Raw genomic sequence first — 11,755 nt, 5'->3', positions numbered from 1 at the left:
CGGCACGACAACGGGCGGCGGCGGTTCGACCTTGTGCGGCTTCACGACCGGCTTCTTCGGTTTCTTCGGCTCCTCGGGCCCCTCGTTCGCCTCGCTCTCGACCGGCTCGGCCGCGGACGCGGCGACCGGCGCGCTTGCCGGCTCGACCGGCATCACCGTCGCATCGACGATCGGCGCCTGCTGGGTACCCCACAGCAGGCTGCTGCAGCCGGACAGCGCGGTGAACGCGAACAGCGCGGCCACGGTGCACAGCCAGCGGAACAGTCGAAGCACATCGAGCGAATCAGGCGAATCGAGCGGGCGAAGCGATCCAAGCGGTCCAAACGGGACAATCGGCAGGCGCCCGGCCGGGCGCGGAAAACCGCCAGTCATCAGGAAAAACTCCACGGGCAGGTGCGGACGGGCGCGATGAGCCGCCGCGGTTGGATGGGCTACGGCCCAGAGTTTAACCTGCGCTGCCGCGCGGGCAGCCTTTCGCCGGTTGCGTTGCAGGCGGTTTCGCCGATGCTCTGTCGGGATAGCCCTGCACGCCGCGTGCCTGGAACGGGATCGCCGGGGTGGGTTCGACGCGTTTCGCGGCTGCCCGTATGCCGTAGGTGTATACGCGCGCAGCGCTCGCGCGAGCGACCGTCGCGCAAAAGATATAAGTCGCGCGACATGTCCGGCATGCCATTCATGCGATTGGACACATAGTTCGCTTCACCTACATTTCGACTCAGAAAAGCGTTATCCACACCAACCAATCCACGAGACGAACCTGATGACGGCCGCTTTAGCGGCCGTTTCAGCGCGCTGATAAAGGAGGCACTCATCATGATGGAACCCCAGGCCCTCGCGAATTCCGACGTCGCGAGCGAATCCTTCGACACCGAATCATTCCGCGGTAAGGGCTTTCTCGACCGCTACTTCGACATTTCCGCGCGCGGCAGCACGCAGCGCCAGGAGATCGTCGCGGGCATCACGACCTTCCTCGCGATGGTCTATTCCGTGTTCGTCGTGCCCGGCATGTTCGGCAAGGCAGGCTTCGATACCAGCGCGGTGTTCGTCGCCGTGTGTCTGACCACGGCGTTCGGCTCGCTGCTGATGGGCGTGTGGGCGCGTCTGCCGATCGCGATCGGCTGCGCGATCTCGCTGAGCGCGTTCACCGCGTTCGGCCTCGTGCTCGGCAAGGGCCTGCATCCAACCGTTGCGCTCGGCGCGGTGTTCCTGATGGGCGTCGTGTTCACGACGATTTCGGTGACCGGCGTGCGCTCGTGGATTTTGCGCAACCTGCCTGTCGGCATCGCGCACGGCACCGGGATCGGCATCGGCCTGTTCCTGCTGCTGATCGCCGCGAACGACGTCGGGCTCGTGGTCAGGAATCCGGGCGCGGGGCTGCCGGTGTCGCTCGGCAATATTACGGCGTTGCCGGCGCTGATGTCGGTCGCCGGACTCGCCGCGATCGTCGGGCTCGTGCGGCGGCGCGTGCCGGGCTCGATCCTGATCGTGATCGTCGCGATCTCGGCGATCGGGCTCGCGATCGATCCGGCCGTGGCGTTTCACGGCATCTTCGCGGTGCCGTCGTTGAGCGCGCCGGGGCATGCGTCGCTGATCGGCGCGATGGACGTGAAGGGCGCGCTGTCGATGGCGGTACTGCCGAGCGTGCTCGCGCTCGTGATGACCGCCGTGTTCGACGCGACCGGCACGATCCGCGCGGTCGCGGGCCAGGCGGGGCAGCTCGACGAAAACGGCCGCATCATCAACGGCGGCCGCGCGCTGAGCGCCGATTCGCTGAGCTCGATCTTCTCGGGCCTGCTCGGCGGCGCGCCGGCGGCCGCGTATATCGAGTCGACGGTCGGCGTCGCGGCGGGCGCGAAGACGGGGATGACGGCGGCGGTCGTCGGTCTGCTGTTTCTCGTCGTGATGTTCTTCTCGCCGCTCGCCGCGCTGGTGCCTTCGTATGCGACCGCGCCTGCGCTGATGTACGTGGGGCTGCTGATGCTGTCGAACGTCAGCAAGCTGCATATGGACGACATGGTCGACGCGATGGCGGGGCTCGTGTGCGCGGTGTTCATCGTGCTGACCGCGAACATCGTGACCGGCATCATGCTCGGCTTCGCGACGCTCGTGATCGGACGCGTCGTCAGCGGCGAGTATCGCAAGCTCAAGGTCGGGACCGTGGCGATCGCAGTCGTGCTGGTCGGGTTTTATGTCGGCGGCTGGGCGATCTGAGTTTCGTTGCGGCTCCTTGACTTTCACGTCAGCGTCTCTAAACCTTAAGCTTGAGGTCAAGCCCTGCATCCGCAGGAAAGGAGACGCAGATGGAACCGCAACATCGCATCGGCAGCCGGGAAGAGTGGCTCGCCGCGAGCCGCGCGCTGCTTGCCGACGAAAAAGCGCATATGCGCGCCGGCGACGAACTCGCGCGCAAGCGCCGCGAATTGCCGTGGGTCAAGGTCGACAAGGTTTATACGTTCGATACGCCGGAAGGCCGCAAGACGCTCGCGGAGCTGTTCGACGGCCGCAGCCAGCTGATCGTTTATCACTTCATGCTGGGCCCGGACTGGGAAGAGGGGTGCGTCGGCTGCTCGTTTCTGTCGGACCATATGAGCGGCATTCTCACGCATCTGGTCCATCACGACGTCAGCTATGTGACGGTATCGCACGCGCCGCTCGAGAAGATCGACGCGTTCAAACGGCGCATGGGGTGGGCCTTTCCGTGGGTGTCGTCGAGCGGCAGCGATTTCAATTTCGACTACCACGTGTCGTTCACGCCGGAGCAGCTGGCGAGTAAACAGGCGTTCTACAACTTCACCGAGCAGGACGTCGGCATCGACGAACAGCACGGTCACAGCGTGTTCTACAAGGACGCAAACGGCGACGTGTATCACACGTACTCATGCTACGCACGCGGCGACGAGCGCTTCGTGAACACCTACGCGCTTCTGGACATCGCGCCGAAAGGCCGCAACGAGAACAGTAATCTGACCGACTGGGTCAGGCATCACGACCGCTACGACGACCACGCGCGCGCGGCTTGCCCGGCGTGCGGATCGTACACGGTGTGAAGCGGTGAAGCGGTGAAGCGGGCCGACGAAGGGGGCGAGGGGCGCGCGCCGCGCTAGCTGGCGCGCCGCCTCTGTGCTGCACGAGCGCTGCATCAGCTCGCTACAGCGCCATCTCGAAGGCGGGTCTGAGGAACATTTCCATCGCCATCACGATGAGGCCCATCGCCGCGGCCGCGAGCGTCAGCACGCCGTATTCGTCGTAGCGCGCGTCGTACAGACACGCGACGACGAACAGTATCGCCATCAGGTTGGTCAGCCAGTCGAAGTTCAGCGCGAAGCTCATCGGTCGAATCGGGGCGTGTGTGCGACGGTGGAATCGCACCGTCAGGTGCCCGCGATTTTATCGAAAGGAGCTTACGGATTCGCAACGACCGCGCTTACACAGCTTACGTTGCGCGGCGCGCAAAGCCGCGTCAAACGGTGCTTTGCGGCGCCATCATGTCGCGTTCGATCCATTCGATCACCGACCTGCGCCGCGGTTGCCAGCCGAGCAGTTTGCGCGCGCGTTCGCCGCGCACGCGGCTGTTCGAGCCAAGACCGTACGAGGCCATTTCGTAGCCCCACTCCTGTTTCGCGTCTTCGAGCGGCCAGTCCTGCGGCGCGCCGAGCTTCATCGCGCGTGCGATCGCGGCGCTCATGTCGCGGAACGACGCTTCGCTGCTTTCGACGAAATAGAACGTGCCGGCAGGGGTTTTATCGAGTGCGAGGCGATACAGCTCGGCGACGTCGTCGATATGCACGTTCGACCAGACGTTGCCGCCGCTGCCCACATGACGCACGACGCCGCTTTTCTGCGCCTGGCGCACGAGTCGCGGCAACTGCACGCTCGCGCTGCCGGCCACCGCGCCGTGACCGTAAATCAGCGTGTTGCACAGCACGGCCGAGCGCACGTTGCGTTGCGCGGCGTCGAGCACCAGTTGATCGATCGCGACGCGCGCGGCCTTGTCGGCGGTCGGGGTGGGCAGCGCGTCTTCGTGATAGATGCGTGCTTCACCCGCTTCGCCGCCCGACGCATCGCCGACGATGCTCGACCCGCTCGTGTGCAGGAACACCTTGCCCGAACCGGCGAGTCCGTCGATCAGCGCGCGTACCGCGCCTTCGTGATCGCTGCTCGCGGCGTTGATCACCGCGTCGGCCGCTTGCGCTTCGGCGATCAGCAACGCGCGGTCGTCGAGCGTGCCGAGCACGGGCTCGATGCCGAGCCGCTGCAACTCGCCGCTGTGTTCGGGTTTGCGAATCAGCCCGCGTACCTGATGGCCGGCGCGCGCCAGATGCGCCGCGATCGAGCCGCCGATAAAACCGCTTGCGCCAGTAACGAAAATCTTCAAGACGTTCTCCTGAGGGAAATGCCAAGACCGCAATCTCTTGCATGGGATCGGAGTAAGCGCTAAAGCGCCAACTCCGATCGACAGGCACGCAGTATCGCTCGCGCGGATTCTCGCAAAAAGCGTGTTAGTCTCAAATCAATCTTGATCTGAAATCAACAATGAAAACCTCCACCGACGAATTGCTGGTGTTCGTCACCGTGATCGACAGCGGCTCGATTACCGCGGCGGCCGAGAAGCTGGGGCAGACCGTCTCCGGCGTGAGCCGCGCGCTCACGCGCCTCGAGCAGAAGCTCGACACCGCGCTCGTGCGGCGCACGACGCGGCGTCTGCATCTGACCGAGGAAGGCGACGCGTTCCTGCGGCGCGCCCGCGCGATCCTCGACGCGCTCGAAGAGGCCGAGGAGACGGTCGCGCGCGGGCGGCAACGGCCGTCGGGGCGCTTGCGCGTCGATGCGGCGTCGCCGTTCATGCTGCATTGCGTGGCGCCGCATATGACCGCGTTTTCGGCGCTGTATCCGGAGATCCGGCTCGAATTGACCAGCAACGAGCGGATCGTCGATCTGCTCGAACAGAAGGTCGACATCGCGATTCGCATCGGCGCGCTGCAGGATTCGACGCTGCATGCGCGCGCGCTCGGCGAGAGCAGGCTGCGCGTGCTCGCGAGCCCGGCGTATCTGGCCGAGCACGGTGAGCCGACCACGCTCGACGCGCTGCACGCGCATCGGCTGATCGGCTTTACGGCGCCGGAGCATTTGAATCGCTGGCCGTTGCGCGAAGGGGGCAGGGGAACGAAGCGCGCCAAGGCGCAGCGCGACGAAGCCGCGCTGCTGAAGATCGAACCGTCGATCACCGCGTCGAGCGGCGAAACCTTGCGGCAACTGGCGCTGTCCGGCTGGGGCGTCGCCTGTCTGGCCGACTTCATGACCGCCGGCGACGTGCGCGAAAACCGCCTCGTGCCGATTCTCGGCAACCTGCTCGTCGATGAACGGCAGCCGGTGCATGCGGTGTACTACCAGAGCGCATCGCTCGCGGGGCGCGTGCAGTGCTTTCTGGATTTCATCGCGGCGCGGGTCAAGCTCTGATCCGCGTCGCAGAGCCTTCTGTCCTATAACCCAGATATCGGCGGAGCCGACGTGTCCGGCTTCCCGCCAGCGAGAGCGCGCCAATTTTGGCCAGATGGCGACCCGCGCCGCGAAGGTGTATATACAACTGTGGGATAAATCACGGCGGCCCGCCGACCCATGCGTCCAGGACACGCCGCCTGCGACCTGCCGCCAAACCCGCCGCGCTCCCGCCGAGCCACGTGCCAAATAATGGAAATCCCCAGGCACGAAATCTCGAAAAACAAGTTGTATATACAAGACCCGCCGGCTAGACTATTTGAACTTGTATAGACAGGACGACAACCATGATTTTGAAGCCCGGCTACCTGAGCCTCCCGCAACTGCGCCAGATCGCGCGTGAGCAGGTCACCCTGCAACTCGATCCCGCGAGCCATGCCGCCATCGACGCGTGCGCGCAGGCCGTCGCCGACATCACCGCCAGGGGCGAGCCGGCTTATGGCATCAATACCGGCTTCGGCCGCCTCGCCAGCACGCACATTCCGCGCGATCAGCTCGAACTGCTGCAACGCAATCTGGTGCTGTCGCACGCGGTCGGCGTCGGCGAGCCGATGTCGCGCCCGGTCGTGCGTCTGTTGATCGCGCTGAAGCTGTCGAGCCTCGGCCGCGGCCACTCGGGCATCCGCCGCGAAGTGATGGAAGCGCTGATCGCGCTGTTCAACGCCGACGTGCTGCCGGTGATCCCGGTCAAGGGCTCGGTCGGCGCATCGGGCGACCTCGCGCCGCTCGCGCATATGTCGGCGGCCCTGCTCGGCGTCGGCGAAGTGTTCGCGAAGGGCGAGCGCATGCCGGCCACCGAAGGCCTCGCGCTCGTCGGTCTGAAGCCGCTGACGCTGCAGGCGAAGGAGGGTCTCGCGCTGCTGAACGGCACCCAGGCATCGACCGCGCTCGCGCTGTACAACATGTTCGCGATCGAAGACCTGTACCGCACGGCGCTCGTCGCCGGCGCGCTGTCGGTGGATGCGGCGATGGGTTCGGTCAAGCCGTTCGATGCGCGCATCCACGAACTGCGCGGCCATCGAGGCCAGATCGACGCGGCCGCGGCGTATCGCTCGCTGCTGCAAGGCTCGGCGATCAACGTGTCGCACGCCGATTGCGACAAGGTGCAGGACCCGTACAGCCTGCGCTGCCAGCCGCAGGTGATGGGCGCGTGTCTCGACCAGATGCGTCAGGCCGCCGAAACGCTGCTGAAGGAAGCGAACGCGGTCTCCGACAATCCGCTGATTTTCCCGGACACCGGCGAAGTGCTGTCGGGCGGCAACTTCCACGCCGAGCCGGTCGCGTTCGCGGCCGACAACCTGGCGCTCGCCGTGGCGGAAATCGGCGCGCTCGCCGAACGCCGCATCGCGCTGCTGATCGACGCAACGCTGTCGGGCCTGCCGCCGTTCCTCGTCAAGGATGGCGGCGTGAACTCCGGCTTCATGATCGCGCATGTGACGGCCGCCGCGCTCGCGTCGGAAAACAAGACGCTCGCGCATCCGGCTTCGGTCGATTCGCTGCCTACGTCCGCGAACCAGGAAGACCACGTGTCGATGGCGACGTTCGCCGCGCGCAAGCTCGGCGATATCGCCGACAACACCGCGAACATCCTGTCGATCGAACTGCTCGCTGCCGCCCAGGGTGTCGATCTGCGCGCGCCGCACAAGACCAGCCCGAGCCTGCAGAAGGTGATGGACCTCGTGCGCAAGGACGTCGCGCACTACGAGCTCGATCACTACTTCGCGCCGGACATCGCGGCGGTCACGAAGCTCGTGCAGGCCGGCGCGGTCGCGAAGCTGAGCCCGTTCTCGTTCGCGTCGGAACAATGAGTCGTCGAGAGCGCGGATCACACCCATGAACGCACCCGCTTATCAGGGCATCAAGGACTTCATCCTCGCGCGCATTCATGCGGGCGAGTGGGCCGAAGGCGACCAGGTGCCCTCCGAAAACGAGCTTGCGCGCGAGTTTAGCGTCGCGCGCATGACGGTCAACCGCGCGTTGCGCGAGTTGACCTCGGAGCAGGTGCTGACACGTGTACAAGGCTCGGGCACTTTCGTCGCCCGTCCCAAGTACGAGTCGACCCTGGTGGCGATCCGCAGCATCTCCGACGAAATCGTTGCGCGCGGTCATCGCTATCAGGCGAGGGTGCTGAACATCGGCGCCAGCATCGCCGATGCGGCGCTCGCCGAAGAGATGCAGGTGAGCGCGGGCAGCCCCGTGTTTCATTCGCGCCTGCTGCATTTCGAAAACGAGGAGCCGGTGCAGCTCGAGGAACGCTGGGTCAATCCGGCCGTCGCACCCGAATACGCGCTGCAGGACTTCACGAACACCACGCCCAACCAGTACCTCGTGCGCGTCGCGCCGCTGCAGCGCGTCGAGTACCGCATCGAGGCGCTCGCCGCCGACGAGATCACGCGCGAGCTGTTGAACATGAGTGAACGCGAGCCGTGTCTGGTGCTGCACCGGCGCACGTGGTCGCAAGGCGAGGTCGCCTCGATCGCGAATCTATGGCATCCGGGCACCCGTTACCGCTTCACTGGGCATTTCTGAATTCGCTTTTTCGTCTTCGCCGAATCTTTATCGAACCTCTTCATGCATGATTAGGGACACCATGAACAATCCGAAACACATCGATCCGCGTCTCGATCCGACTCGCACGATCCGCGCACCGCATGGCGCGGAAAAGACCTGCAAGACCTGGATCGCGGAAGCCGCGTACCGGATGATCCAGAATAATCTGGACCCCGAAGTCGCCGAGCACCCGCATGCGCTCGTCGTGTACGGCGGCATTGGCCGCGCCGCGCGCAACTGGGATTGCTTCGATCAGATCCTCGCGTCGCTGAAGGACCTGAACGAAGACGAAACGCTGCTGATTCAGTCGGGCAAGCCGGTCGGCGTGTTCCGCACCCATGCGGACGCGCCGCGCGTGCTGCTCGCGAACTCGAACCTCGTGCCGCACTGGGCGACGTGGGAACACTTTCACGAACTCGACCGCAAGGGCCTGATGATGTACGGCCAGATGACCGCGGGCAGCTGGATCTACATCGGCAGCCAGGGCATCGTCCAGGGCACCTACGAGACCTTCTTCGCGGTCGCGAACCAGCACTTCAACGGTGACCCGACGGGCCGCTGGATTCTGACCGGCGGTCTCGGCGGCATGGGCGGCGCGCAGCCGCTCGCGGCGACGATGGCGGGCTTCTCGATGATCGCGGTCGAATGCGACGAGACCCGCATCGACTTCCGTCTGAAGACGCGCTACGTCGACAAGAAGGCGAAGACGCTCGACGAGGCGCTCGCGATGCTCGACGAAGCGAAGCGCGCGGGCAAGCCGATCTCGGTCGGTCTGCTCGGCAATGCCGCCGACGTGTTCGCCGAGTGCGTCGCGCGCGGCATCACGCCGGACTGCGTGACCGACCAGACGAGCGCGCACGATCCGATTCACGGCTACCTGCCGCAGGGCTGGACGGTCGGAGACTGGCGCGAGCGCATGAAGACCGCGCCGGAAAGCATCGTCACGCCGGCCAAGCAGTCGATGGCCAGGCAGGTGCAGGCGATGCTGACGCTGCAGGAACGCGGCGCGGCAACGCTCGACTACGGCAACAACATTCGCCAGATGGCGCTCGAAATGGGCGTGGAAAACGCGTTCGATTTCCCGGGCTTCGTGCCGGCGTATATCCGGCCGCTGTTCTGCGAAGGCAAGGGCCCGTTCCGCTGGGTCGCGCTGTCGGGCGATCCCGAGGACATCTACAAGACCGATGCGAAGGTGAAGGAACTGATCCCCGACGATCCGCATCTGCACAACTGGCTCGACATGGCGCGCGAGCGCATCGCGTTCCAGGGTCTGCCGGCGCGGATCTGCTGGGTCGGCGTGAAGGATCGCTATCGTCTCGGCCAGGCGTTCAACGAAATGGTCAGGAACGGCGAGCTGAAGGCGCCGATCGTGATCGGCCGCGATCACCTCGATACCGGTTCGGTCGCGAGCCCGAACCGCGAAACCGAATCGATGAAGGACGGATCGGACGCGGTCAGCGACTGGCCGTTGCTGAACGCGCTGCTGAACACGGCGGGCGGTGCGTCGTGGGTGTCGTTGCATCACGGCGGCGGCGTCGGCATGGGCTTCTCGCAGCACGCGGGCATCGTGATCGTCGCGGACGGCACGCAAGCCGCGCACCAGCGCCTCGGCCGCGTGCTGTTGAACGATCCGGCCACCGGCGTGATGCGTCACGCGGATGCGGGCTATGAACTCGCGCAGCAGACGGCGCGCGAGGCCGGTCTCAATCTGCCGATGCTGGGCCGCTGATCGTGACCATGGCCAACCACGCGGGCGGCATGGCAGGCGTCACGTTGATTCGCGGCGCCGACCTCGTGGCGGTGCCGTGGAAAAACGGCGGCGGGCTCACGCGTGAGGTCGCGGCGTTTCCGTCGCACGGCGGCGGGCAGCGCGCGGCGAGCGCCGACTTCGTGTGGCGCGTGAGCGTCGCCGAGGTTGCGCAGGCGGGACCGTTCTCGCGCTTCGACGGCGTCGACCGGACGCTGGTGTTGCTGTCTGGCGCGGGCATGCTGCTCGATGAGCTGGGCGACGCGGGCGTCGCCTCGACGCATGTGTTGCGGCAGCCGCTCGACATCGCGCGCTTCGATGGCGCGACGCGCATCGACGCGCGGCTCGTCGACGGGGCAACGCGCGACTTCAACCTGATGGTGCGGCGCGACGTGGCGCAGGGCGAGTTGGACGTGTGGCGCACTGGCACGCAGCAGGATGCGCCGCGCGTGCTCGACGGCGACGTGGCGCTGCTGTTTTGCGCGGGCGGCGCGGTCACGGTCGGACTGGCGGCGGACCACGCGCAAGCCGTGCGGCTCGACACCGGCGACACGCTGCGCGTCGACGGGCCGAACGCGCTCACTTGCACGCTGACGGGCGACGGCGCGGTGCTCGCGATCACGATCCGCTACACGCGATGACGAATCAACCGTGATAGGGCCTCACATGCGCTCCATCGCGGACAACCCATCCACAGACACGCAACGAGCGGCAAAGAGCACGCGATGAAGCAAACCGTCTGGCATCACCTGAATTTGTGCCCGCAGGGCGATCCTCGCCACACGCTCGCCGATGCCGCGATTGCGGTCGACGGCGGCCGTATCGCGTGGCTCGGCGCTTTCGCCGATTTACCCACGCCCTATGCCGCATGGCCGCGCGAAGATCTGCGCGGCGCACGGGTGACGCCGGGCCTGATCGATTGCCATACGCACCTCGTGTACGGCGGCCAGCGCGCCGACGAATTCGCGCAGCGGCTCGCGGGCGTCAGCTACGAAGCAATCGCGCGACAGGGCGGCGGCATCGTGTCGACGGTGCGCGCGACGCGCGCCGCGGACGAAGCGTCGCTGTTCACGCAAGCGGCCGCGCGGCTCGAACCGCTGCTCGCCGAAGGCGTGACGGCGATCGAAATCAAATCGGGCTACGGCCTCGATCTCGCGAGCGAGCGCAAGATGCTGCGCGTCGCGCGGCAACTCGGCGAGCGCTATCCGGTCACGGTCTTTACGACGTTTCTCGGCGCGCACGCGTTGCCGCCCGAATTCGCGGGCCGGGCGGACGCGTATATCGACGAAGTCTGCAACACGATGCTGCCCGCGCTCGCGGACGAAGGCCTCGTCGATGCGGTCGACGTGTTCTGCGAGCGCATCGGTTTTTCGCTGGAACAGAGCGAGCGCGTGTTCAACGCGGCCGCGCGCTACGAGCTGCCGGTCAAGATGCACGCCGAGCAGTTGTCGAACGGCGGCGGCACCGCGCTCGCGGCACGGCATCGCGCGCTGTCGGCGGATCACCTGGAGTTTCTCGACGAAGCCGGCGTCGCCGCGATGAAGGAAGCGGGCACCGTCGCGGTGCTGCTGCCGGGCGCGTACTACTTCATCCGCGAGACCCAGTTGCCGCCGCTCGAACTGCTGCGGCGCTACGAGGTGCCGATCGCGATCTCGACCGACAGCAACCCGGGCACCTCACCGGCGACTTCGTTACTGCTGATGATGAACATGGCGAGCACGCTGTTTCGCATGACCGTGCCCGAGGTGCTGCAAGGCGTCACCACGCACGCTGCGCGCGCGCTCGGCAAGAGCGATCGGCACGGTGCGCTGCAGGTCGGTCGCGCGGCCGACTTCGCGGTGTGGTCGGTCGATTCGCTGGCGGAGCTCGCTTACTGGATTGGCCGGCCGCTCTGCGCGCGCGTCGTGCGCGCGGGCGAAACCGTTTATACGCGGCGCGAGTCGCGTGTGACCTGAACTAGAA

10 protein-coding genes and 1 pseudogene are annotated in these 11,755 nt (G+C 66.1%); 8 read left to right on the top strand and 3 right to left on the bottom strand.

Translation table 11 applies throughout. The annotated features are described in order from the left end of the window. Positions 1-372: pseudogene (locus tag F6X39_RS33860) on the bottom strand (PRC-barrel domain containing protein); the annotation flags it as partial. A 444-nt stretch (positions 373-816) separates the two neighbouring features. On the opposite strand from F6X39_RS33860, the gene F6X39_RS33855 reads away from it, so the two are divergent. Continuing rightward, on the top strand, positions 817-2,211 hold the full coding sequence (locus F6X39_RS33855) for an NCS2 family permease (protein ID WP_410450675.1): 1,395 nt from the start codon (positions 817-819) through the stop codon (positions 2,209-2,211). A gap of 89 nt (positions 2,212-2,300) precedes the next feature. After that, a complete protein-coding gene (locus F6X39_RS33850) occupies positions 2,301-3,047 on the top strand; it encodes a DUF899 domain-containing protein (RefSeq protein WP_187619822.1) in 747 nt (248 codons plus the stop codon). Between the two features lie 100 nt (positions 3,048-3,147). Here the strand turns inward: F6X39_RS33850 and F6X39_RS33845 are convergent, their stop codons facing one another. Further along, positions 3,148-3,330: a hypothetical protein gene (locus F6X39_RS33845; RefSeq protein ID WP_187619821.1), complete on the bottom strand. Its 183-nt coding sequence runs from the start codon at positions 3,328-3,330 to the stop codon at positions 3,148-3,150. Positions 3,331-3,460: 130 nt separating this feature from the next. Next, the gene (locus F6X39_RS33840; protein WP_187619820.1) at positions 3,461-4,375 is read right to left on the bottom strand and encodes an NAD-dependent epimerase/dehydratase family protein; all 915 of its coding nucleotides are present in this window, start codon (positions 4,373-4,375) and stop codon (positions 3,461-3,463) included. Between the two features lie 158 nt (positions 4,376-4,533). On the opposite strand from F6X39_RS33840, the gene F6X39_RS33835 reads away from it, so the two are divergent. The 6 genes from F6X39_RS33835 to hutI all read left to right on the top strand — a co-directional run bounded on the left by F6X39_RS33835 (position 4,534) and on the right by hutI (position 11,748). Next, a complete protein-coding gene (locus tag F6X39_RS33835) occupies positions 4,534-5,457 on the top strand; it encodes a LysR family transcriptional regulator (RefSeq protein WP_187619819.1) in 924 nt (307 codons plus the stop codon). Between the two features lie 326 nt (positions 5,458-5,783). After that, positions 5,784-7,304 (top strand): histidine ammonia-lyase, encoded by a 1,521-nt coding sequence (gene hutH, locus F6X39_RS33830; protein WP_187619818.1) that lies wholly within the window; start codon positions 5,784-5,786, stop codon positions 7,302-7,304. 25 nt (positions 7,305-7,329) lie between these two features. Beyond that, the gene (hutC, locus tag F6X39_RS33825) at positions 7,330-8,025 is read left to right on the top strand and encodes a histidine utilization repressor (RefSeq protein ID WP_090803957.1); all 696 of its coding nucleotides are present in this window, start codon (positions 7,330-7,332) and stop codon (positions 8,023-8,025) included. A gap of 61 nt (positions 8,026-8,086) precedes the next feature. Then, positions 8,087-9,775, top strand: a complete 1,689-nt coding sequence (hutU, locus tag F6X39_RS33820; RefSeq protein WP_187619817.1) for a urocanate hydratase — start codon at positions 8,087-8,089, stop codon at positions 9,773-9,775. Between the two features lie 8 nt (positions 9,776-9,783). Continuing rightward, positions 9,784-10,434 (top strand): HutD family protein, encoded by a 651-nt coding sequence (locus tag F6X39_RS33815; protein WP_187619816.1) that lies wholly within the window; start codon positions 9,784-9,786, stop codon positions 10,432-10,434. An 84-nt stretch (positions 10,435-10,518) separates the two neighbouring features. Beyond that, complete coding sequence (hutI, locus tag F6X39_RS33810) at positions 10,519-11,748, top strand: imidazolonepropionase (RefSeq protein ID WP_187619815.1); 1,230 nt, start codon at positions 10,519-10,521, stop codon at positions 11,746-11,748. The last annotated feature ends 7 nt before the right edge of the window (positions 11,749-11,755 follow it).

It is taken from the genome of Paraburkholderia sp. UCT2 (assembly GCF_014397665.1).
Taxonomy (GTDB): domain Bacteria; phylum Pseudomonadota; class Gammaproteobacteria; order Burkholderiales; family Burkholderiaceae; genus Paraburkholderia; species Paraburkholderia tuberum.
This window is presented reverse-complemented; position numbering and strand designations above follow the sequence as displayed.